Raw genomic sequence first — 22,759 nt, 5'->3', positions numbered from 1 at the left:
CTTTGTGCGTCGAGAGAGTAAATCTAGATTTCGTGCGGATGCGCGTGCGTGGCGCCATTCTGCATGACCGCGTTTCGGGAGCTTAGTGAATGGCCACCAAGGCAAAGACGCTGCAGGTTAAGGACAAGGAAAAAGACGACAAGGCAGCGGATGCTCCTGAGAAGGATGCCGCTGACGCGCCGTCGCCGTTGCTCGACCTGTCGGACGCCGCGGTGAAGAAGATGATCAAGCAGGCCAAGAAGCGCGGCTTCGTGACCTTCGATCAGCTCAACGAAGTGCTACCCTCCGACACGACCTCGCCCGAACAGATCGAAGACATCATGTCGATGCTCTCGGACATGGGCATCAACGTCACCGAGGCCGACGATAGCGAAGGCGAGGACGAGAAGGACGACGGCGACGACGAGACCGACAACGAGCTCGTCGAGGTCACGCAGAAGGCCGTCACCGAGGTCAAGAAGTCGGAGCCCGGCGAGCGCACCGACGACCCCGTGCGCATGTATCTGCGCGAGATGGGCACGGTGGAATTGCTCTCCCGCGAGGGCGAAATCGCCATTGCAAAACGCATCGAGGCCGGCCGCGAGGCGATGATCGCGGGCCTCTGCGAAAGCCCGTTGACCTTCCAGGCCATCATCATCTGGCGCGACGAACTCAACGAAGGAAAGATCTTCCTCCGCGACATCATCGATCTCGAAGCCACCTATGCCGGACCTGAGTCCAAGGGCGGCATCAATCCGAACCTGATCGGCAACAACGGCGCCGAGGGCGCCGCCGCTGAAGGCAATGGCGGCGATGTGCAGGCCGGCGCGCCGGCCCATGTCGCGCCGCCCGCAGCACCGCCGTCGCCGACCCCGTTCCGCGCCGCGCCTGCCGGTGGCGAAGCCGGCGTCGAGGAGAAGGATCCGGCCGAAGCCGCCGCCGAGTCCGACATGGACGACGACGAGTTCGAGAACCAGATGTCGCTCGCCGCCATCGAGGCCGAGCTGAAGCCGAAGGTGGTCGAGACCTTCGACAAGATCGCATCCGAGTACAAGAAGCTGCGCCGCCTGCAGGAGCAGGACATCGCCAACCAGCTGCAGAGCGAGTCGCTGTCGCCCTCGCAGGAGCGCAAGTACAAGAAGCTGAAGGACGAGATCATCGTCGAGGTGAAGTCGCTGCGTCTCAACCAGGCCCGCATCGATTCACTGGTCGAGCAGCTCTACGACATCAACAAGAAGCTGGTCTCGTTCGAGGGCCGCCTGCTGCGCCTCGGCGACAGCCACGGCGTCGCGCGCGAGGATTTCCTGCGCAACTACCAGGGCTCGGAGCTCGATCCGCGCTGGCTCAACCGTGTCTCCAAGCTGTCGGCCAAGGGCTGGAAGAACTTCGTCCATCACGAGAAGGACCGCATCAAGGACCTGCGCCACGAGATCCAGTCGCTGGCGGCGCTCACCGGGCTCGAGATCGGCGAATTCCGCAAGATCGTGCACGGCGTGCAGAAGGGCGAGCGCGAGGCCCGTCAGGCCAAGAAGGAGATGGTGGAAGCCAACCTCCGTCTCGTGATCTCGATCGCCAAGAAGTACACCAACCGCGGCCTGCAGTTCCTCGACCTGATCCAGGAAGGCAATATCGGCCTGATGAAGGCGGTCGATAAGTTCGAATATCGCCGCGGCTACAAGTTCTCGACCTACGCCACCTGGTGGATCCGGCAGGCGATCACCCGCTCGATCGCCGACCAGGCCCGCACCATCCGCATTCCCGTGCACATGATCGAGACGATCAACAAGATCGTCCGCACCTCGCGCCAGATGCTGAACGAGATCGGCCGCGAGCCGACCCCGGAAGAGCTCGCCGAGAAGCTCGGCATGCCCTTGGAGAAGGTCCGCAAGGTCCTGAAGATCGCCAAGGAGCCGCTGTCGCTCGAAACCCCCGTCGGTGACGAGGAGGATTCGCATCTCGGCGATTTCATCGAGGACAAGAACGCGATCCTGCCGATCGACGCCGCGATCCAGTCGAACCTGCGCGAGACCACGACGCGCGTGCTGGCCTCGCTCACCCCGCGCGAGGAGCGCGTGCTGCGCATGCGCTTCGGCATCGGCATGAACACCGACCACACGCTGGAAGAAGTCGGCCAGCAGTTCTCGGTCACCCGCGAGCGCATCCGCCAGATCGAAGCCAAGGCGCTGCGCAAGCTGAAGCACCCGTCGCGGAGCCGCAAGCTGCGGAGCTTCCTGGATAACTAATTCGGATCGTCATGCCCGGGCTTGACCCGGGCATCCATCGAGACAAAAGCGGCGGGCAAAGGCCCGCCGTTTTCATTTGTAGAGATCTCGCAAAATTCAAGCGCCGGCGCCCGGGGCCACCCCTCTCCCCAACCCTCCCCCACAAGGGGGGAGGGAGCCTGACGAGCATGCTCGCCTCACATCGCATGATGCGTTTCGCATCTTGCGCGAAGCTTGAAATGGATGGTGAGTGAGCGAAGCACTGGCGGAAGGGCTCCCTCCCCCCTTGTGGGGGAGGGGCGGGGAGAGGGGTGCCGCTTGCTCCGATGTTGATGAGGCGCGAGAGCCTCGCGCCCGCTACTTCTTCTTCGCGCCGACGCGCTCGATGGTCTTGATCTCGAGCGGCGGGCGGCCGCCCTTTTCGGCGATCTCGCGGTCCTGCTCGCGCAGGAAGGCGCGCGCGGGCTCGTCGCCGTCCAGCCCGCCCAGCAGCTCCGATGGCACGCGGCGGTTGGAGCGCTGCGAGCCGTCTTCATAGAAGACGTTGAAGAAGGCGAATTCGCCTTTGGGATTGGTCCCGGGTTTTTTCGGCATGGGCGGCTTGTCTCCGATCAGGCCGCCGCTGTCAAAGCAAATTACCTGCCGCGCGTGCCGATCTGCCCTGCACGATTCGGCGGCGTAAGGCCCTTGCACAAGGCGGGGCGCGCCTCAGCCCTCGAACAGCACGAACGCCGCCCACACGCTCGCGTCCCTGGCGCCGGCGACCTTGCCGTCGCGCGCATCGCGCCGGGTCTGGCGCAGCGCATCCGAATAGGTCAGGCCCTCCGCCAGGAGCTCATAAAAGCGCACGGTGAAATTGGCGGTGCCCTCGTCGGCGACCGGCCACAGCGTCAGCAGCGCGCGGCGAGCGCCGGCAATTCCGAGCGCAGTCGGCAGGCCGCGCAGGCCGCTGACGAAACTCTCGTCGCCGCGGCCGGTCTCGCAGGCCGAGAGCACCAGCAGATCGAGCCCGGACAGGTCCCAGTCCATCACCTCGAAGGCATAGAGATAGCCGTCCTTCTCGTCGCGCAGCGGAAACCTGCTGTCGCCGGCGCCGGATAGCACGATGCCGCTCTGCCAGAGCGTATCGAGGCCGGACGCCGTGCTGTCGTGATAGAAGCCGTGGGTCGCCAGGTGCGCGATGCGGGCCTTGCCGATCGCCTCGCGCAGCGCGCTTTCACTGACGCCGCGCCCGGTCAGCATCTCGACCGGCGCGCCGCGCGCGCGGGCGAGTTTTGCGATCGCCTCGATCTCGGTCTTCGTGCCGGGCAGGGGCATCGGCCCCGGCTGGCCGTATTCGATGCCGCCGGCGAGCAGCATCGCCCCCGTCCGGTCGAGCCTCTCGCGCGCATGGATCGCGATCAGCGCGTCGGGGCTGGTCAGCATTCGGATCGTGGTGCGATCCTCCAGCAGGCCGCCATCGGCGCCGGGCAGCAGCGAGAACGGCACCGCAAACAGGAATCCGTCCGGCACCACATAGAGCGTGGTCTTGTCCTTCAGGGCAGGCTCCAGCGGCGCGAACAGCCGCGCGCGGAGGTTCTGGAAGCGGCCCTTGCTGCCGAGCCCCCTGGTGTCGGGTGCTTCGGCATCGGGATCGGGCACGCCGGTCCGTGTCGTACGCAGCCGCGCGATCTCGGTCCGCACGCCGGTGTCGACCATCCGGCCGGGATCGCCGAGATCGATCACGCGCGGCTCGCTCGTTGCGATCTCGACGATGGCGTAGAGCACGGTCGCGGAAAGCGGCTCCTTCGATTGGCGATCCGCCTTCCATTGCCGGGTGATGAAGTAGTTGATGACAGCTTCGTCAGGCGCAAGCAGCTGCGAGGGACGGATCGGGTCTTGCGGCAGCTTCGCGCCGATCGCGTCGAGCCGCTTGTTCAGCGCCTTCTCGGTCGCGTCCTGCCGCTGCCACACGGACCTCGCCCAGTCGTCGATATTGCCCGACGAGAACAGCTCCTGCTTCTCGCCGTTGAGTCGCAGCGCCGCGCGCAGCAGCGTCGCGGTCTCCTCGTCCTTGCCCGCCATCTGCGTCTCGAGCTGGCGCAGCGCCGTGGCATCGCCGCCGCCGAGCGTCTTCCAGCGCAGCACGGCGGCGGCAAAGGCCGGCTGTGCCACCGATGATCCGGCGGAGGTGGCGAAGCGACCGAAGGCAAACAGCAGATGGTCGGCATGGGCGCGGATCGCTTCCGCGACGGCGCGATCGCCTGATGTACCGACCTCGCGCTTCATCCAGTCGAACATCTCGTGATCGAGTGCGGTGAACGCGTGCACCGCGCGGTTCGGATCATCAGCGATCAGGGCTGTCGCGATGCCGAGCTTGATCTCGAAGCTGAGCGGATGCTGCGCGGTGAAGGCGCGGGTCGAAATCGCCAGCGCGATCTCGCGCAGCCGCATGCCCGCATCTCGCTCGCCACGCTGCTCGCGCTTGCCGGCCGCCAGCACCGCGGCCTTGATGCGGAGGAAGTCCGCAAAATTCTCCTCATTGGCGACGATCGCCTCCAGCCGCTCCAGGTCGGCTTGCTGCATTGCGGCGTCGCCGGTGGCGAGCATGTCGGTGTAGAACAGCCAGGCATCGGCCTGGCCGGCGAAGCTCGGATCCTTCGGCGCCAGCACGGTCGCGATCGCGCGATGCCGTCGGAAATAGCGGCGGGCATCGTCGAAGCGGCCGAGATTGAGGAAATCCTGTCCTGCGTTGTTGACCGTCACCAGCGTATTGAGATGGTTCTCGCCGTAATGCTTGGCGCGCTTGTCGATTGCGAACAGATCGAGCTCGAGCGCCTTCGCCGGCGCGCCGATTTCGCGCAGCATGTCGGCATAATTGTTGGCGAGCTTCCAGGTGGTGCGATGATCGGGCCCCAGTGCCTTCTCGGAAAGCTCGAAATTGTGCCGGCCGAGATTGGTCGCCGACGCCGCCGAGCCGTTGGCCGACAGCGCGACCGCGAGCTTGTCGTTGGCGATCAGCGATTCCTCGGAGCCTTCGCCCCAATAGGTGTTGAAGGCCGCGATTGCCTTCATGTAGAGCGGCACCGCTTCCGCGATCCTGGCGTGGTCGGATATGAGGATCGCGTACATCAGGAGCACGTCGGCATTGCCGGGCGGCGACTGCGCCGCCGCCTTGCCCTTGAACGCGCGGACGAACAGTTTTTCGGCCAGATCGTCGCGCTTGACCGCGCGCAGCGCGGCGGTCGCGTCGAAATACTGTTCCATGACGAATTGCGCGTCGTCGAGCTTGTCTGCCGCATCAAGTGCTGCAAGCAGCTGTGCATAGCCCGCGTCGAACTTGCCGCCGCGCGTCAGCGCGATGGCGTTTTTCATCTGCGCGGTGATCGCCTGTGCGTTGCCGGCGCCTTGCGCCGGCGTGCGCTTGGCGGGGGAGTTCTGCGCTGCGGCGGTATCGATCGGTCCAATCAGAACAGCGCCGAACACGAGGATGATACTGAGCGATGCGGCTATCCTGCGCGCGCGTGCGAGGCCCCCGGAGATCGTCATCGATTGCGCATCCTCATCGTGCAGTCCGTCATCGAACCGGCGTTCCCCGCAAATGACGGCTTCGTCGCAGCAGGCTCACGACGCTTTAGCGGCGCGCCTTTGCATGAACAAGACACGGCGGCCGGCCGCGGGTGGCGCGGAACCGTCGAGCCGAATTGGTGCTTCTTGGTCGCCGCCGATGCCTGTGGCGTTCATGCGTCGCGCCCCGAATGCTGCCGTGGCATGCGCCGCCGGATGCCGCGGGCCGCCGCTTGCATGCCACCGGCATGGTCGAGCCATCGGATGATGTTACCGCCGGCATGCCGGCTGGTTGTGCCGTACGCATCGGGCGGGCTCCAGCAGCGGCAGCCCGCACGCAAGTCGGCGCATCTTCCCGGCGACCGCCTTTCGCTTCCGAATGGAAACGCGCGCGGGTCGAAAGCGGCGGCTTTTTCTGACCATCGTCACTTGCACCGTCCCGCCCGATTCGCGTATGAGGCGCATCCTTCCTTTTCTGCAACTTTTCCTTTGATCGAAGGCGCCCCGCCGATGTCCAACGCCACCCTCGACGCCAACAAGGCGCTGGTGCTCGCGCATTACGACGCTGTGACCAATCGGCTCGATCCCGATGCGATCCGCGCGCAGCTGGCGTCCGACTTCTTCGACCATGCCGCCGGCAAGCGGATGAGCGCCGAGGAGGTGATCGCGCATGCAACGGCCATGCACGAGACCTTCGCCGATCTGTCGGCGGTGGCGGAATGCCTGGTGGCCGAGCGCGACATCGTCGCCGGCCGCTTCGTCTGGCGCGGCCGGCACCGCAGCCCGTGGCGCGGCATTGCCCCGACCGGCCGCCACGTCGAATTCCGCGGCATGACGTTCTGGCGGATTCACGACGGCAAGATCTCCGAGCGCTGGGCCGAGATCGACGTCGTCGATCTGGAGCGGCAGCTCAGGGACTGAGGGAAATCTGCACAACTGCGCCGCGCTGCGACCGTGATCCGCCGCCATCATCAGCGGCGTGCATCACAAGCTGACACCGACCAAACCGATCGCGAGCGCCGCGGCCAACTGGCCGCCGCTGCGCCGCTTCATCGCCGCCGAGCATCGCCTCGGGCTGCTGATGGCGCAGCGCCGCTGGACCGCGGCGGTTTACGAATTCCTGCGCTTCGGCGTGAAGCAGGCCTGGGCCTGCCTGTTCGGCGGCATCGCGGTGGCGCTGATGATCGGCACCTGGCGCTTCTATCCGCCGGACGCTGTGCTTGCGCGCTACGACTTCCTGTTTCTCTGCATGCTCACTGTGCAGGCCGTGCTGCTCGCCGGACGGCTGGAGACATGGGAGGAGGCGAGGGTCATCCTGATCTACCATGTCGTCGGCACGGCAATGGAGATTTTCAAGACCTCGGTCGGCTCCTGGATCTACCCGGAGCCCAGCATCTTCCATATCGGCGGCGTGCCGCTGTTCTCGGGCTTCATGTATTCCTGCATCGGCAGCTACATCTGCCGCTGCTGGCGGCTGTTCGACTTCCGCTTCTCGCAGCATCCGCGCCGCCTCAGCCTGATCGCCCTCAGCGTCGCGATCTATGTCAACTTCTTCAGCCACCATTACGTCATCGACCTGCGCTGGCTGCTGTTCGCATGGGCGATCTGGCTGTTCGGCCGCACCAGCGTCCATTTCAAGGTCTGGACCAGCTATCGCGCAATGCCGCTGCTGCTCGGCCTCGTGCTGGTGGCGCTGTTCATCTGGCTCACCGAGAACATCGGCACCTTCACCAAAACCTGGCTCTATCCGTCGCAGCGGCTCGGGTGGTCGATGGTCTCGATCGACAAGCTCGGCTCCTGGTTCCTGCTCCTGATCATCAGCTACACGCTGGTCAGCTTGGTCAATGCGCCGTTGAAGTGGAGGGGCGAGGGCGCGGGTGCCGGTGTGCGGCGGCGGGATGTTGCGGGTGGAATGTCGGTGCCGACGCTTTGACTGCCTCGTTTGCTCCGTGGCATGATCGGCCATTCGAAGCAGGAGGGATTGTTGCATGCTCAGGTGTCGTTTGGCGGTTGTGTTCGGCGCCTTGCTGCTTGCCACCCCCTCCTATGCCGCCCGTTGCGGCGGCAGTTTTCCCGCCTTCGTCCAGTCGTTCTCGCAGGAGGCGGCTAGCGCCGGCATCCAGCAGGATGTGATCTCGCAGGCGCTCGGCGGCGTGCAGCAGGATGGCGGGGTGCTCGCCTTCGATCGGCGGCAGCGCTACACCTTCAACAAGACCTTCGAGCAGTATGTCGCAACCCGCGTCGGCTCTGGCCGCATCAATGGCGGCCGCGCGATGTTGCAGCGTCACGCCGCGCTGCTCTCGAAGATCGAGCAGCAATATGGCGTGCCGCGCCAGATCCTGGTCGCGATCTGGGGGTTGGAGACTGATTTCGGCAAGGGCGACATGGGCAAGCTGCCGGTGTTCCGCGTGCTCACCACGCTGGCGCATGATTGCCGCCGCACAGACCTCTTCCAGGGCGAGCTGCTCGCCGCGCTCAAGATCCTGCAGCGCGGCGACCTCAGGCTCAACGACATGATCGGCGCCTATGCCGGCGAGATCGGCCAGACGCAATTCCTGCCGTCGTCCTACATCAAGTATGGCGTCGATTTCGACGGCGACGGCCATGTCGATCTGCGCCACTCGGTGCCCGACGTGCTGGCCTCGACCGCGAACTTGTTGCACTCGAACGGCTTCAAGATGGGCGCGCCTTACGGCGAAGGCAGCGCTAATTTCGAGGCGATGCGCGAGTGGAACAGGGCGGTGATCTATCGCAAGACCATCGGGTATTTTGCCGATCAGCTCATCGGGCGGTGAGGGCTCTTGTAGGGCGGATTAGCGTAGCGTAATCCGCCGCCATCGGACGCGCGATCGGCGGATTACGCCTTCGGCTAATCCGCCCTACGTTCTGACCGCTTGACGCGGAGCATCCATGGAAACCATCGGCAGCCAAAAGATCTGGTCGTTCTTCGACCGCCGCGGATGCCAGATCGCTAAGAATTCGGCGGTGCGGGAGGGGCAGGGTCATCGCGTCGGCTCCTATCTCGAGCTCGCGACCAAGATCGCGGAGCTGCAATTCCTCAACCGCGACCATGTGCTGCTGTTTCGCGGCCAGGGCGCCGACTTCAGGAACGTCAAGCGCAACTCGTCGCTGAAGCCGACGCTGTTTCGCGGCGGACGCGGCAATCCGGACCGCGAGACGCTGGCGACGCGGTTCGAGGCACTGCGTCGCGCCGAGCAGCTCCTGATCGCGGAATACGCGAAAGCAAAGCTGCTTGGGCTGGAACGGCTGAAGCGGCATCGCATCCTGCGCTGGTCGATCCTGCAGCACTACGAGGTCTGCACCACGCCGCTGCTCGACGTCACCCATTCGATCCGCATCGCGGCCTCGTTTGCTTCGCTGGCGGAGACCGGCACCGCCTTCCTCTATGTGCTCGGCGTGCCGAACTTGAGCGGCGCGATCACCGCGAGCGCCGAGGCCGGCCTGCAGATCGTGCGCCTCTCCAGCGTCTGCCCGCCGTCGGCGGTGCGGCCGCACATCCAGGAGGGCTATCTGCTCGGCGAATACCCTGAGATGTCCGGCACCGAGCAGAAGGAAAACTACTTCCCCTACGAGATGGATTTCGGCCGGCGGCTGGTCGCAAAGTTCTCGTTCGCGCCGGCCTCGTTCTGGAAGAACGACAATTTTCCGCAGGTGACGAAGAGCGCGCTCTATCCGTCGGAGAAAAGCGATCCGCTGTTTCGGCTGGCGCTCGGGGTGAAGAAGCAGTTGGGCGCTTCGTAGGGCGGATGAGCCGACCACGTGCTCGCACAACATCCTCGGTGTCGTCCCGGGCTTGACCCGGGACCCATAACCACAAATGTCCGTGTTGCACGACGCTGTGGCCCCAGCGTGTCTCACTAACTCAATCCTGTGGTTATGGGTCCCTGCTTCCGCAGGGACGACGGATGGTTTGTGCTACGTGCACGATATTGCCACCTCGGATCGCGCTACAGCGCCTCACCTGGCGACGTCGCGCATTCAACCAGCCCTCGCCGCCTCGCGCGCAATCCGCCGCGCCGCCGTCTTCTCCATCATCCGCTGCATCACCTTCCAGTAGGTCGCGGGACGGAAGCGTTGCAGCAGGTCCATGAAGCGGGCGTCCTTGCCGATCAAGATGCGTGGCTGGTTTTTCTCGATGCCGGCGATGATGCGCTGCGCGGCCGCGGTCGGCGTGGTCCTGGCCAGCGCGTCGAAACGCTCGATCGATTCGGCGCGGCGGGCATTGTCGGTGATGCCGGTGCCGGAGCGCGAGTTGCGCGCGATGTTGGTGGCGACGCCGCCGGGATGCACGACGGAGAGCCGCACCGAGCTATTCGCCACCGCAAGCTCGTGGCGCAGGCTTTCCGAGAAGCCGCGCACCGCGAACTTGGCCGCGCAATAGGCGCTCTGGCCGGGCGGGGCGAGGATGCCGAAGATCGAGGAGATGTTGACGATATGCGCCTCGCGCTGCCGCGAAAGCAGCGGCAGGAAGGCGCGGGTGCCGTGCACCACGCCCCAGAAATTGATGTTGAACAGCCATTCCATCTGCGCCTGCTCGATCTCGCAGAACTCGCCCAGCAGCGCGACACCGGCATTGTTGACGACGATGTTGAGCCCGGGATGGGCAACGCCGGCGGCCTCCGCGAATGCCGCGATCTGGCCGGGCTCGCTGACATCGAGCCGATGCACCGTGACCTTGCGGGGGCTGACCTTGGCGATCTCGGCGGCGGCGGCCTGCAGGCCCGCCTCGTCGCGGTCGGCGATCGCCAGGTCGCAACCGCGCAGCGCCAGTTCATGCGCGAGCGCGCGGCCGATGCCGCTGGCGGCTCCGGTTACGGCGGCGGCAGATCCAGAGATCGCGGTCATGTCAGGTCAGCTCCATCTCAACGAGGGGTGGCGGGAGCCGTGAGGAACACGGCGGCTCTCCCCACTTTTCTCAGATTGGAACCGAACTATCCAGCGCCCAGGTGTTTGACCCTCGTCACACTCTCAAACCGAGGCATTCAATCCAAGGGAGGTCCAGCCATGGGACAATCGAGACCCTGTCGTGCGAAGGCCCTGGTTGTCGAAGACGACCCGATGCAGCGCGAGATGATCGAATTGCTGCTGGAGGAGAGCGACTTCGAGGTCATCTCCTGCGAGAGCGCGGAGGCCGCGGAATTGGTGCTGCGGAGCAACGGCGACAGTATCGTGCTGCTGTTGACGGATGTCGAGCTGGCCGGAAACATGACCGGCGTCGAGCTCGCTTATATCGCGAAGAAATACAGCCCGGATCTCGATGTGATCGTGACCTCGGGCAAGCCGCTGCGGCAGCGCCTGCCTGACGGCGTCCTGTTCTGGTCCAAGCCCTGGGCGCCGCTGGACGTCATCCGGGTCGCCGAGATGAAGGCGTCGGAGCTGTCGGCCGGCGGGCCGCGCAGGTCCTGACAAGAGCAGATCCTGACAAGACTAGGGTCGTCCTCCATAACGGAGTTGTCAGCGCTGGTGAGGGGCTGGCCAGCCGCTGGCTGCTTCCGCCCTGGGGGCGGGACGTGATATTGGCGGCTGATGTCCCTGGGGATTCTGAAATGACCTGGTCCTTCCTGCTGACCACCCTGATCGTGGTCGCCTCGCCCGGCACCGGCGTGCTCTACACCCTGGCGGTGGCGCTGACCCGGGGCTCGCGCGCGAGCGTGGCGGCGGCGTTCGGCTGCACGCTCGGAATCGTGCCGCAGATGATCGCGGCGATGCTCGGCCTTGCCGCCATCCTGCATACCAGCGCCATGGCGTTCGCGGCGCTGAAATGGGGCGGCGTGGTCTATCTGCTCTATATGGCCTGGCAGGCGCTGCGCGAGCGCGGCGCGCTCGCCGTCGACACCGAGATCAAGCCGCGCTCGAGCGGCCGGGTGATCGTGACCGCCATCCTGATCAACATCCTCAATCCAAAGCTGTCGATCTTCTTCCTGGCCTTCCTGCCGCAGTTCATCGCCGTCGATGAACCCCACCCGCTGGCGCGGATGGTCGAGCTCAGCGGTGTGTTCATGGCGATGACCTTTGCGGTGTTCGCGGTCTACGGGCTGTTCGCGGCGTCGGTGCGCGACCGCGTCATCACCCGCCCGAAGGTGATGGCCTGGCTGCGGCGCAGCTTTGCCGCGGGCTTTGCCCTGCTCGGCGCCAAGCTCGCCTTTGCGGAGCGTTGAGTTCGCATTCCCTCGTGGCTTGCGGCAGGCAATAAAAAAGCAGGCCTTGCGCCTGCTGCCTTGCGTCCCATTTGCCTGGGTAGGTGGTCCGGATCGGGTGCCCGGGCAGGGCAGGAGCCGCTACCCGGGCGAGAAATTGGTTACTTCTTGGCGGCCTTCTTCTTGGTGGCCTTTTTCGCCTTCGCCTTCTTCGCCTTCTTCGCTTTCTTAGCCATAGTATCCTCTCAGGGTTTCATGGATTGAACGCGACTCCGAGGCATGCTTGGCGGAGGGCCAGCCTCGCAACATCCTCAGTATCAAACTCAGCAGATTCGGAGGCTGCTGCCGCGTGCTGTCACCGCGCTGTCATCGTGTTATCCACAGCTGTTACGTGTTTTCGCCAGTTTTTCGCCAGTGTGCGCGTGTCACGCATCGCGTCGTCGTCGCATCCGTCATGCTTAACGACGCGCAAACGGCCGGTTCGCTGATCTTCATCAATTCAAAACCACGGCACGGATTGGCGCGCGGCGGGTGAGAGTCCGTTAAGCGGCGCGGCCGCATCCTGTCCCGCAAGGCAACGGGGATTGCCATCGGGAGAAACGCCTTAAGGGGCGGACGGTCATTTCAGGAGAGGCGAGGCCGATACGGGTCTCGAACAGGGGCGATGTTGAGCGTTCCGACGCTTTGGACGGTATTCGTTATCAATTTTCTCGCGCTCGGCTTGATCTGGGCCTATGTCGCGCGCAGCTATCCAGCTTTCGGTGCGGCGCGGTTCTGGACCGCGTCTGCCTTCGTCGCGTCCGCCGGTGCCGCCTGCGCGATGCTCCGCGTGATGATGACGGACTCGCTGCTGCCGCTGCTCGCGGCGGGGACGCTGATGGTGTTCGCCGCCGGCCTTGCCGCGATGGGCATCGAGCGCTTCTACGGCAAGCCGGTCGGCTGGCGCAGCACCGCGCTGTCCACCGCACTCGCCTTCGCCGGCCTCGGCGTCTTCATCTTTGCCTACGACAGCATGCCGATGCGCATCCTGGTCTACACCGTCGCCCAGGTCACGCCGCTGGCGTTGACGCTGAAGCTGCTGCTGTCGCCCGAGAACGGCCGCGTCAGCCCCGGCGCGCGGCTTGCCGGCATAGTGGCCTTGGTGCTGATCGGCATTTATGCGCTGCGCCTCGTCGGCGCCGTGCTCGAGCCCGGCGAGTTCAATTTCGTTCGCTTCAATGCGAGCCAGTCGCTGGTGATCCTGCTGATGGTGTTCCTGTCGATGGCGCTCAATTTCGGCTTCCTGCTGATGGCGATCGACCGGCTGCGCAACGAGGTCGCCGACCTCGCGCTGCTCGACGATCTCACCGGCGTCGGCAACCGCCGCCATCTCTTGCAACGGCTGACCGAGGAATGCGCACGCTCCGACCGCAACGGCGAGGCGTTCGCGCTGCTGGTGATCGACCTCGACGGCTTCAAGGGCATCAACGACACCCATGGCCATGCCGCCGGCGACGCCTGCCTGCAGCACTTCACGCTGATGGCGCAGACAAGGCTGCGCCCGGGCGACATGCTCGCCCGCACCGGCGGCGACGAGTTCTGCATCGTGCTGCCGTCCTCGACGCTGCGCGAGGGCGCGATGATCGCCCGCCGCGTGCTGGAGGTCTGCCGCGCCGACGCCGAGCAGTGCACCGGCAACGACATTCCGATCGCGGTCTCGATCGGCGTCGCGCAATGGACCCGCGAGATCGGCTTGCATCCCGACCGCCTGGTCGCCGCCGCCGACCACGCGCTCTACGACGCCAAGAAGGGCGGCAAGAACGGCTACGCGACCTATGAGCCGAAGCTGCCGCCCGAGATGGTCGATCTGGTGAAGGCGAGCCTGCGCCAGCGCGCTTGAGCATGCTAACGAGGGGCGATACTGGATATTTCCGTAATGATGCCTCGCCTGCTCACCGTACTCCTTGCGCTCGTCCTCTCCTCCGCCGCATCAGCCGAAGGCCCCGATCTCGCGGCGATCGCGCGATCGCAGGGCACGCCCGAAATTCCCGGCTTGAAGATGGTCTGGCTGTCGCCCTGGGGTGACGTCGCCAAATCGCACCCCTGGCGCAACATCATCGTGCACCAGACCGAAGGCCCGGCCGGCTCGGCGCGAAATGGCGCCGCGGAGCAGCACAAGAACCCGACGCGTCGCGGTGTGATGGTTTGGGTTGAGACCGACGGCGCGGTCTATTGGGCGGTCGCCGACAATCTGGTCCCGACCCACACCGACGGCGCCGACCGCAACGACAACAAGTACATCGACAACAGCAAGACCTATCGCCAGGTGAACAAGGACACCTCGATCGGCGTCGAGTTCGCCGGCAACTATCCCGATGTCACAAAGGCGCCGACCGACGCGCAGATCGCCGCCTGGCGGGTTCTGGTGAAGGTCCTGCGCGCGCGTTACGGCATCCCGCTGGAGCGCGTCTATGCGCACAACTGGATCGACTTCAAGGACGCCCGCTACTGCGAGGGCTGCGCGCTCGCGACCATGGCGCGGCAGTGGGGCGAGTAGGGCGGGTAGTCGTCATGCTTGGACGAGACGCTCGGCCCAGCAAACAGCCGTCATCGCCCGGCCTTGACCGGGCGATCCAGTATTCCAGAGACGCCAGTGCTTGAGCCGAATGGCCGCGGCTTCTCACGGCGTCGTCCCTGCGAAAGCAGGGACCCATACGCCGAGACATCTGTCGTGAACGGGACTCGCCGTTCCAGCATCGCGCAACAATGAACTTCGGTGGTTATGGGTCCCTGCTTTCGCAGGGACGACGATGAGGATGGTTCTCGCACGATACCACGCACCGTTATTGCGTACGTCATCTCGGTGTCATCGCCCGGCTTGACGCCGCCGCGTACCGGTTCCCCAGCTTTCGCTGAGCCTTTCCAGAACCAGCGCTGGCGTTAACGACGCTTGGCGATTTCCAGCCTGAGCGAAATCGCTTCGAAGCTTGTTAAAATTTGCTGGGTACCTGTTCGAACCACAGGGATCGGGGGAAAGACATGGCAAAGCGGGCGAAACGTAGGAAGGCTGAAGCGCTCGCGCTGCCGGTGATGGGAAGAGTTGCAATTGGCGCCGTGGCGGCCGTCGCATTGGGGTACGGTTTGCTGTGGCGGCCGGCGAGCGTTCAACCGATACGGAAGCAGGCCGCGCACCAGGTCCCGGCGCCATCTAGTCCTGCGCCGTCGACTCCTGTTCACGTAGCGGCGCCGGTTCAGGCGCCGGCTCCGGTTCCAATTCCGGTCCCCGCGCCCGCGTCCCGGATCGAAACACCAAAGGCCGCTGACGCTCCCGGACGATTTGTTCGGCAGGTGGTCGACTACGTCAGTCACCAGACGCCGGGCACCGTCGTCATCGATACCGGAAACACATTCCTTTACCTCGTTCTGAACGACGGACAGGCGATGCGCTACGGCATCGGCGTCGGCCGCGAAGGTTTCACATGGTCCGGTGAACAGACCGTGGCCCGCAAGACAGAATGGCCGGACTGGCGTCCGCCGGCAGAGATGATTTCGCGCCAGCCATATCTGCCGCGGTTTATGGCGGGAGGTCCCGGCAATCCGCTCGGCGCGCGGGCGATGTATCTGGGCGATACCGAATATCGAATTCACGGCACCAACAAGCCCGACACGATCGGGAAGCGGGTTTCGTCCGGCTGTATCCGGCTGACCAATGAGGACGTCATGGATCTCTATGATCGGGTGAAAGTCGGCGCGAAGGTGATCGTGCTTCCGGCACAAGCTGCCCACCGACCGTCCCAGGGAGCGCCGCCCTACACCGCCTCAACGCAGGACTCGGCGTCGCTGTCGAACCGGCCCTCGGCAACGAACGTGCAGTTGCTGTCGTCTGACCGAAGCTGACCACCGACACGCGGGGCGCGTGCTCACTGCTTGCGGCAGCGAGGAGAGGATTCGGCTTCCGCGGTCGGGACCTTCCCCTGTTGAGGGGAAGGTCTTTGTTGAGGCAAACGCCTTGTTCAGGAGAATGCCTTGTTCAAGCGAAGGCCTTGGGAAGTTCGGCTGACGGTTTGGTGACGATCTGGTGCGCGTCGCGCCAGAGCACTTCGCGCTGGCGCGACGTGGTGATCGTTCGCACCGGCAGGCCGCCCTCCTCGAGCAGCCACGCACAGTAGCGCGCGCGGCTGATCGCCTCGCGGGCGTCGGGATCGAACCAGCAAATCCCCAGATCGAGTCGCGCCGCTTGAAGTGCCGCGCGATGCGGCCCGGAATCGGCAGATGCTGTCCGAACCAGTTGAACTGCTCCGAAAGCTCCTGCCGGATCCAATCCGGACAGCCGTTCCGGTGGATGTACCAGGACGCACGAAAGAAGCCGCTCTCCACGCGGCTGTGCGGGTGGATGAGCGGTGTAACGAACCGCAAATACATGACGACACGGCGCGACGCCGTGTTGCGTCACGCCCCTCGTAGCCAAATTGGATGAATGGATGAACTGCCGCGAAGCGGCGTTCAGCGCGTGACCGCTAGCCGATCACAGATGGGCGGTGGCGGTCGGAACGTATCGATCTGGATTTCATGCCGCCTCCCTTGTGAGCGCTGAACAGAAAAGGCGCGATATTGCGCGGGGGGGCAGCACATACACCAGCAAGTGTCCTGCGACAAGCGTGGCAGCGCGCCATCAATGGCAACAAAGAGCCGCGTTACCGCCGGCTCTCGCGTCTGTTGGCTTGCCGCGCGTCGCCAGCTCCCGTTTGACATGCCCTCAATTTAGAGTTACATTGTGTAACATGAAATTGGGGGCGACACGATGTCTCCGCGAGCCTATCGCCAGTCGGCGCGCGCCAATGCGGTTCAGGACACCGAGCAGCAGATCGTCGGCGCCTTGAACGCGCTCCTCGCAGAGCGCTGGTTCGACGAGATCACTCTCGACGACATCGCCGCCGCGGCCGGCACCACCCGCCAAACCGTGATACGGCGGTTCGGCAGCAAGACCGGCGTGCTCAGCGCCATGGCAGCCCAGATGGATGTCTCGATCCAGTCCCAACGCTGGAGCACGCCGGCGCAAAGCGTGGCGGAGATCGTCACGCTCCTGATCGACGATTACGAACGCACCGGCGACATCATCGTGCGAACGCTCGGGCAGGAAGCGCGCATTCCAGAGTTCGCCGCTGTCCTCGATCGCGGACGCAAAGGTCATCGCGAGTGGATCAAGGACATGTTCAAAGCCTGGCTCGACAAGCTCGACGGCCGGGCCCGCGGCGATCGGCTCGCGCAGTTGCTGGTGCAGACCGATGTCTGGATCTGGCATCTGCTGCGCAGGGCGCAAGGACATTCAGCGGCGGAGACACACCGGCTCATGACGCAGGCGATCGAGCGCCTGCTGCGTGAGGATACGACGACTGATCCGGTCTCCATCGAGAAAGGACCAAGGCAATGATCAAGACGACAGATGTGGCGCCGCATCTGCGCATCCTGGCAGCCTGCTGGGAAGGCGGCGGCAACGTGCCGCCGACGCTCGCGGCCGTCCGAGCCCTCGCCGGGCGGGGCCACGACGTGCGCCTGATCGCCGACGACACGATGCGCGTGGAGGCGATCGAGGCGGGGGCTCGATTCCTGCCATGGAAGCGCGCCCCGAACCGTCCTGATCGCTCACCTGAGAGCTGCTTCGTGCGTGATTGGGAAACCACCGATCCCCTGGCCGGCTTCCAAAGAGGGTGCGAGCGGGTCTTCGTCGGACCAGCGCAATCCTATGCCCAGGATATTCTCGAAGCACTGGCAACGGAGCCGTCCGATATCCTTCTCGGCTCGGATATGCTGTTCGGCAGCATGCTTGCCGGCGAAGTTGCGAGAGTTCCGACAGCGCTGCTCGCAAGCAACATCTCGCTCTGGCCGCTCCCCGGACATCCGCCGTTCGGTCCGGGCTTTCAGCCCGCCCGGTCGGCGGCGGACAGGGCACGCGACGCCGAGGTTTCGGCAACGGCCGAGCAATTATGGGACGGTTTCCTGCCTCGCCTCAACGCCGCCCGTGCTCATTTCGGCCTTGCGCCGCTGGCCCATGTCCACGAACAGCCCTTGAGCGCCGGCCGCCATCTCCTCGCCACCAGCAGCAGCTTCGACTTTCCCACCGAGCACCTGCCAGACCGTGTGCGCTATGTGGGGCCACTGCTGGAGATGCCGAGTTGGGCCCACGAACCATGGACAAGCCCACCATCGCGCGAGAGACGGCCGCTCGTGCTCGTATCGTTCAGCACCACCAATCAGGGGCAGGCCGATGTGCTCCAGCGAGTGATATCCGGTTTGGCCAGGGAGCCGGTCGAGGTGGTCGTCACCCTCGGCAAAGCACTCGAGGGGCTTCGCCTTCAGTCGTCGGCGAATGTCACCATTCTTCCCAATGCAGCGCATGACGACATCCTGGCCAAAGCCGGCGCCGTCGTCACCCATGGCGGGCACGGCACGGTCATACGATCGCTGAGCCACAGCGTCCCCCTCGTCGTCCTCCCGATGGGGCGCGATCAGAACGACAACGCCGCGCGCGTGGACTATCACGGTGCGGGCCTGTGCCTCGATCCTTCAGTGCCTCCGCAAGTGGTCGGCGAGGCCGTGCGGCGCGTCCTTTCAGAACCGCGCTTCGCCGAGCGGGCGGTGGCGCTTGGGCGTGCCATTGCCGAGGAAGGTCCGGGGCCGGCGCGGCTCGTCGCAGAAATCGAGGACTTCGCACTGAGGTCTTCCCAAAGAGCTCGATCCGCCGCGTGACTGGCACCCGCTGATCGCGGCAGGCCCCGAAACACGGCATCGAAAACCTCGAGAACGGTTCATCGAAAGGAGACCGAAGGATGACGCACGTCTCTTCTAGCGAAAGTGGAATGACCCTGACGTCCGGCCAACTGGACGCCTATCTCGCAAGGATCGGGGTCGGCCGCCCGGTTTCTCTCGACGTCGCAAGCCTGTCGGAACTGCACCGCGCCCATGTTATGGCTTTTACCTGGGAGGCGCTGGATGCTTTCATGGGATGGCCGTCCTCGATCGCGCCGGCCGCCGCCTTCGCAAAAATGGTGGAGGGCAAGCGTGGTGGCTGGTGCTACGAGATGAACGGCCTGTTCGGCGCGGCGCTCGCCGCGCTCGGCTTCCGCGTGACCCGCCTGTGCGGCGGCGTCAATCGCGAAACGCTGGGCGACATCGTCATGGGCAACCATCTGACCCTGCGTGTCGATCTCGACCGCGCGTACCTTGCCGACGTTGGTGTGTCCGACGCCATCGTGGAACCTGTACCTCTTGCAGTCGGACCGATCAGCCAACGTGGTTTTGATTTTTCGATCGTGCCGACAGACGATGGCTGGCTGCGTTTCAGAAACCATGCGCGCGGCATGGCGCACAGTTTCGACTTCCAGCCTGATCACAGCGACGAGGCCGCCATAGCCGCTACGCTTGGCTGGCTGACGCAGGATCCCGGCTCGCCGTTCACCAACGCACTGGCGGTCCTGCGCCACACCACGGACGGCTACATCGCCCTGCACAACGATTGTCTGCGCAGCGTGACGGCAGACAGCGTCGACGAACAGTGCATCACGAGCGCGGATCATCTTGCCGACACGTTCGAAACGATCTTCGGCCTCGACGTTCCGAAGCCTCGAAGCGTCTGGGAAAAAATCCAGACGGTCCTGTCGCGCCACCATGCAGAAATCGTCTGATCCCTTCGAGAACCGGACTGAAAAAGCCCACGACCTGCCCTCCATCGAGGCGGTCTCGGCGCTCATTGGCGCGATCTACGATTGCGCGCTAGACCCCGGCCTCTGGGATGCGACGCTGGTCGAGCTCAAGGAGATGTTTCGCTGCCAGGGCGTTATTCTGGGCATGACCGACCTGGCCAGCGGCGACACCATACTTACAAAGAGCGTCGGCATCGCCCCCTTTTGGCTGGAGCCCCTCCCGTTCCATGCGCCCGAGGTCGCGTCCTGGCAGCGGCTGGCGACCGTACGTAATTTGCCGCTCGACGAGCCGCAGGTGATTTCGCGTCATGTGCCTGTCGAAGTCCGAGAGCAATCGCGCATGGAAAGGGAACGGGCCGATCCGCAAGGTCGTGTCGATTCGATGTCGCTGGTGCTGATGGATTCACCAACCCGCCACGTGCTGCTCAGGCTCGGCCGACACAAGGATGTCGGCGTCTTCACGGAGCGCGATGACGATTCAACCTGATCTCATTGCGCTTTAGCCAAACGATCGCGCGCCATCGATGGCAACAAAAAAGCCGGCGTTGCCGCCGGCTTTCGTGTCTGTTGGCTTGCCGCCGTGCGATCAGTGCGCGGCTTCGAGTGCGGCTTCCTGCCGGGCGATCGTGCCCTTGACGGCCGACTGCACCTTCTCGAACGCGCGGACCTCGATCTGCCGCACGCGCTCGCGCGACACGCCGAACTCGGCGGCGAGGTCTTCCAGCGTCATCGGCTCATCCGCCAGACGCCGCGCCTCGAAGATGCGGCGTTCGCGCGGGTTGAGCACGCCGATCGCACCGTTCAGGGCCTGGCGGCGATGATCGAATTCCTCGCTCTCGGCCATCAAGGCTTCGGCGTTGGGCGAGTTGTCGACCAGCCAGTCCTGCCATTCGCCGGCTTCGCCGTCGTCGCGGATCGGGGCGTTGAGCGACGCGTCGCCGCCGAGGCGGCGGTTCATGTCGACCACGTCCTGATCGGTCACGCCGAGGCGCTTGGCAATCAGCTTCACCTGGTCGGGGTGGAGATCACCCTCTTCCAGCGCGGAGATCTTGCTCTTCGCCTTGCGCAGGTTGAAGAACAGCTTCTTCTGGTTCGCGGTGGTGCCCATCTTCACGAGCGACCAGGAACGCAGAATGTACTCTTGTATTGACGCCTTGATCCACCACATGGCGTAAGTGGCGAGACGGAAGCCCTTCTCGGGCTCGAATCGCTTCACCGCCTGCATCAGGCCGACATTGCCTTCCGAGACGACCTCGGAGATCGGCAAGCCGTAGCCGCGATAGCCCATGGCAATCTTGGCCACGAGCCTGAGATGGCTGGTGACAAGCTTATGCGCCGCGTCGCGATCGTCATGCTCCCGCCAACGCTTGGCGAGCATGTACTCCTGCTGGGGCTCCAGCATGGGGAACTTGCGGATCTCGGCGAGGTAACGTGAAAGGCCGGATTCTCCATTGAGGACCGGCAACGTAGCTGTACGGGCCATTTGAGCGCCCTCCAGTGGTTCAGGCCCCCGATAGCGGCGGGCCCGGCAGGTGGCCGCTGGGTTAAAGCCGGCCATGCTGCGATGTTCCGCGTTGGATATTCAACGCAGGTGCAACATACACCAAACTGTCCGTGATAGGGAAGGATTGCTGACGTCACGTCCCCGTGTGGCAGGTATAACCTGTTGTCATGACGTGGCTTTTCCGGGAGGGGTGCGTCATACCGCCGCTGCCAGCGCCCGCTGCAGGAGAAGCAAATCCTCCGGCAAGGGCGACTCCCAGTGCAAAAGTTCCCCGGTCCGGGGGTGCTCCAAAGCCAGCAGATAGGCGTGGAGGGCCTGTCGGTCGAGGGCGGTAAGTGCGTGCTTACCTTCCGGACTGAGCTGCCCGGCCTTGGTCTTGAAGTGCGCGCCGTAAACGCTGTCACCCATCAGGGGATGGCCGAGATGCGCGAGGTGCACCCGGATCTGATGGGTCCGCCCGGTCTCGAGCCGGCAGGCCAGCAGCGAGGCGACCGGCTTGCCGTCGCGGCCGGCAAAGCTCTGCTGCACGTCGAAATGGGTGATCGCCTCGCGGCCGCCCTGGCGCACCGCCATTTTTTCGCGGGCATGCGGGTGGCGGTCGATCGGCGCGTCGATCGTGCCGTGGGGCCGGTTCGGCACACCCCAGGCGAACGCCATGTAGCCGCGCTCCATCGGGCCGGTGCGGCCGTGGTCGGCGAATTGCGCGGTTAGCGACTGATGGGCCTGGTCGTTCTTGGCAATCACCATCAGCCCCGTGGTGTCCTTGTCGAGGCGGTGCACGATGCCCGGCCGCTTGACCCCGCCGATGCCGGACAGGCTGGAGCCGCAATGCGCGATCAGCGCGTTGACCAGCGTTCCCGAGGCGTGGCCGGCCGCGGGATGCACAACGAGGCCCCTGGGCTTGTCGATGACGATGATGTCGTCGTCCTCGAACACGATATCGAGCGCGATGTCCTCGCCCTTCGGCTCGGCGGGCACGGCCTCCGGTACGTCGATTATGATCGTATCGCCCTTGGCGACATGATAAGCGGGGTCGCGCACCACGGCGTCCTTGACGGCGACGGAACCGGCGAGGATCAGCGCCTTCAGCCGGGACCGCGACAGCTCCGGAGTGTGCTGTGCGAGCACGCGGTCAAGCCGGGCCGAGCCCTCGTCGCCTGCGACGATGACCTCCAGCTTCCGACCGCCATTCGAAGAAACCTGATTCAAATCGACCTGTTGCAAAGATATAGAGCCTTGTGATGACCGACACCGCTGTGACCGAACCGACCCCCGACCAGGCCGCGCTGATCGCGCGGGTGCGGCGCATGATGCTGATCGCGGGCCTGACCTCGGCATTGGCCGTGGCCGTCGTGTTGATTGCCATCGGCTACCGCCTTTATCGCAGCGAGGGAAGCCCCGTTTCCGTATCCGACGTCACTGCTGCGCTGCCGAAGGGCGCCCGCATCGTCGCAACCGGCGTCGCCGGCGAACGGCTGGTCCTCACGCTTGATATCGGCGGTGCAACAGAGATCCGCACATTTGATGCAAAGACACTGAAACCTGTCGGCAGGCTGAGCTTCGTCAACGAGCCCTGATCGAAGCAGTCGCGAAGGCGCGCGGTCGATCAACCAAAAGCTGCAGCGTATATTTTGCGCATGCGTTCGCGCATCGAGAATGTGTGCCGCCATC

21 protein-coding genes are annotated in these 22,759 nt (G+C 64.8%); 15 read left to right on the top strand and 6 right to left on the bottom strand.

The window, feature by feature from the left end; all coding sequences use genetic code 11:
• Positions 1-89: 89 nt before the first annotated feature.
• Positions 90-2,222, top strand: a complete 2,133-nt coding sequence (gene rpoD, locus Q0030_RS12620) for an RNA polymerase sigma factor RpoD (RefSeq protein ID WP_223977169.1) — start codon at positions 90-92, stop codon at positions 2,220-2,222.
• 336 nt (positions 2,223-2,558) lie between these two features.
• Here the strand turns inward: rpoD and Q0030_RS12615 are convergent, their stop codons facing one another.
• Positions 2,559-2,795 carry a hypothetical protein gene (locus tag Q0030_RS12615; protein ID WP_092124162.1) on the bottom strand — a complete coding sequence of 79 codons (237 nt, stop codon included), beginning with the start codon at positions 2,793-2,795 and terminating at the stop codon, positions 2,559-2,561.
• A 114-nt stretch (positions 2,796-2,909) separates the two neighbouring features.
• On the bottom strand, positions 2,910-5,729 hold the full coding sequence (locus Q0030_RS12610) for a CHAT domain-containing tetratricopeptide repeat protein (RefSeq protein WP_298367099.1): 2,820 nt from the start codon (positions 5,727-5,729) through the stop codon (positions 2,910-2,912).
• Between the two features lie 3 nt (positions 5,730-5,732).
• On the opposite strand from Q0030_RS12610, the gene Q0030_RS12605 reads away from it, so the two are divergent.
• From Q0030_RS12605 to Q0030_RS12590, 4 genes are all read left to right on the top strand, one after another.
• The gene (locus Q0030_RS12605) at positions 5,733-6,668 is read left to right on the top strand and encodes an ester cyclase (protein WP_298367097.1); all 936 of its coding nucleotides are present in this window, start codon (positions 5,733-5,735) and stop codon (positions 6,666-6,668) included.
• Between the two features lie 58 nt (positions 6,669-6,726).
• Entirely contained in the window at positions 6,727-7,680 is a 954-nt protein-coding gene (locus tag Q0030_RS12600; RefSeq protein ID WP_298367095.1) for a DUF817 domain-containing protein, read from the top strand.
• A gap of 55 nt (positions 7,681-7,735) precedes the next feature.
• Complete coding sequence (locus tag Q0030_RS12595; protein ID WP_097671523.1) at positions 7,736-8,542, top strand: lytic murein transglycosylase; 807 nt, start codon at positions 7,736-7,738, stop codon at positions 8,540-8,542.
• A gap of 115 nt (positions 8,543-8,657) precedes the next feature.
• Entirely contained in the window at positions 8,658-9,509 is an 852-nt protein-coding gene (locus tag Q0030_RS12590) for an FRG domain-containing protein (RefSeq protein ID WP_298367090.1), read from the top strand.
• Between the two features lie 237 nt (positions 9,510-9,746).
• On the opposite strand, the gene Q0030_RS12585 is transcribed toward Q0030_RS12590, so the two are convergent.
• Entirely contained in the window at positions 9,747-10,613 is an 867-nt protein-coding gene (locus Q0030_RS12585) for an SDR family NAD(P)-dependent oxidoreductase (RefSeq protein ID WP_298367088.1), read from the bottom strand.
• A gap of 159 nt (positions 10,614-10,772) precedes the next feature.
• On the opposite strand from Q0030_RS12585, the gene Q0030_RS12580 reads away from it, so the two are divergent.
• The 5 genes from Q0030_RS12580 to Q0030_RS12560 all read left to right on the top strand — a co-directional run bounded on the left by Q0030_RS12580 (position 10,773) and on the right by Q0030_RS12560 (position 15,781).
• Complete coding sequence (locus Q0030_RS12580; protein ID WP_298367086.1) at positions 10,773-11,174, top strand: response regulator; 402 nt, start codon at positions 10,773-10,775, stop codon at positions 11,172-11,174.
• Positions 11,175-11,314: 140 nt separating this feature from the next.
• Positions 11,315-11,926 (top strand): LysE family translocator, encoded by a 612-nt coding sequence (locus Q0030_RS12575; protein ID WP_212313278.1) that lies wholly within the window; start codon positions 11,315-11,317, stop codon positions 11,924-11,926.
• 643 nt (positions 11,927-12,569) lie between these two features.
• Complete coding sequence (locus Q0030_RS12570; protein WP_298367083.1) at positions 12,570-13,784, top strand: GGDEF domain-containing protein; 1,215 nt, start codon at positions 12,570-12,572, stop codon at positions 13,782-13,784.
• A gap of 36 nt (positions 13,785-13,820) precedes the next feature.
• Positions 13,821-14,441, top strand: a complete 621-nt coding sequence (locus Q0030_RS12565; RefSeq protein ID WP_298367081.1) for a peptidoglycan recognition family protein — start codon at positions 13,821-13,823, stop codon at positions 14,439-14,441.
• 482 nt (positions 14,442-14,923) lie between these two features.
• Positions 14,924-15,781 carry a L,D-transpeptidase gene (locus Q0030_RS12560; RefSeq protein WP_298367079.1) on the top strand — a complete coding sequence of 286 codons (858 nt, stop codon included), beginning with the start codon at positions 14,924-14,926 and terminating at the stop codon, positions 15,779-15,781.
• 133 nt (positions 15,782-15,914) lie between these two features.
• Here the strand turns inward: Q0030_RS12560 and Q0030_RS12555 are convergent, their stop codons facing one another.
• Entirely contained in the window at positions 15,915-16,337 is a 423-nt protein-coding gene (locus tag Q0030_RS12555; RefSeq protein ID WP_298367077.1) for a hypothetical protein, read from the bottom strand.
• Positions 16,338-16,685: 348 nt separating this feature from the next.
• Here Q0030_RS12555 and Q0030_RS12550 point away from each other — a divergent pair, with 348 nt between their 5' ends.
• The 4 genes from Q0030_RS12550 (at position 16,686) to Q0030_RS12535 (ending at position 20,071) form a co-directional block, all read left to right on the top strand.
• Positions 16,686-17,315 (top strand): TetR/AcrR family transcriptional regulator, encoded by a 630-nt coding sequence (locus Q0030_RS12550; protein WP_298367075.1) that lies wholly within the window; start codon positions 16,686-16,688, stop codon positions 17,313-17,315.
• Positions 17,312-18,631, top strand: coding sequence for a glycosyltransferase (locus tag Q0030_RS12545; RefSeq protein ID WP_298367073.1), 1,320 nt, complete (start codon positions 17,312-17,314; stop codon positions 18,629-18,631). The genes Q0030_RS12550 and Q0030_RS12545 overlap by 4 nt, the downstream gene beginning before the upstream one ends.
• Positions 18,632-18,711: 80 nt before the next feature.
• On the top strand, positions 18,712-19,566 hold the full coding sequence (locus Q0030_RS12540; RefSeq protein WP_298367071.1) for an arylamine N-acetyltransferase: 855 nt from the start codon (positions 18,712-18,714) through the stop codon (positions 19,564-19,566).
• On the top strand, positions 19,550-20,071 hold the full coding sequence (locus Q0030_RS12535; RefSeq protein ID WP_298367069.1) for a hypothetical protein: 522 nt from the start codon (positions 19,550-19,552) through the stop codon (positions 20,069-20,071). The genes Q0030_RS12540 and Q0030_RS12535 overlap by 17 nt, the downstream gene beginning before the upstream one ends.
• Positions 20,072-20,170: 99 nt before the next feature.
• On the opposite strand, the gene rpoH is transcribed toward Q0030_RS12535, so the two are convergent.
• Both rpoH and Q0030_RS12525 read right to left on the bottom strand, forming a co-directional pair.
• Positions 20,171-21,067, bottom strand: a complete 897-nt coding sequence (gene rpoH / locus Q0030_RS12530; protein WP_021077401.1) for an RNA polymerase sigma factor RpoH — start codon at positions 21,065-21,067, stop codon at positions 20,171-20,173.
• 216 nt (positions 21,068-21,283) lie between these two features.
• The gene (locus tag Q0030_RS12525; protein ID WP_298367321.1) at positions 21,284-22,264 is read right to left on the bottom strand and encodes an RluA family pseudouridine synthase; all 981 of its coding nucleotides are present in this window, start codon (positions 22,262-22,264) and stop codon (positions 21,284-21,286) included.
• Positions 22,265-22,329: 65 nt separating this feature from the next.
• Here Q0030_RS12525 and Q0030_RS12520 point away from each other — a divergent pair, with 65 nt between their 5' ends.
• Positions 22,330-22,665: a hypothetical protein gene (locus tag Q0030_RS12520; protein WP_050402671.1), complete on the top strand. Its 336-nt coding sequence runs from the start codon at positions 22,330-22,332 to the stop codon at positions 22,663-22,665.
• Positions 22,666-22,759: the final 94 nt, after the last annotated feature.

The sequence above is a fragment of the uncultured Bradyrhizobium sp. genome (assembly GCF_947648125.1).
In the GTDB taxonomy this organism is placed as follows: domain Bacteria; phylum Pseudomonadota; class Alphaproteobacteria; order Rhizobiales; family Xanthobacteraceae; genus Bradyrhizobium.
The sequence above is the reverse complement of the archived record's forward strand: the minus strand, read 5'-3'. Positions and strand labels throughout refer to the sequence as shown.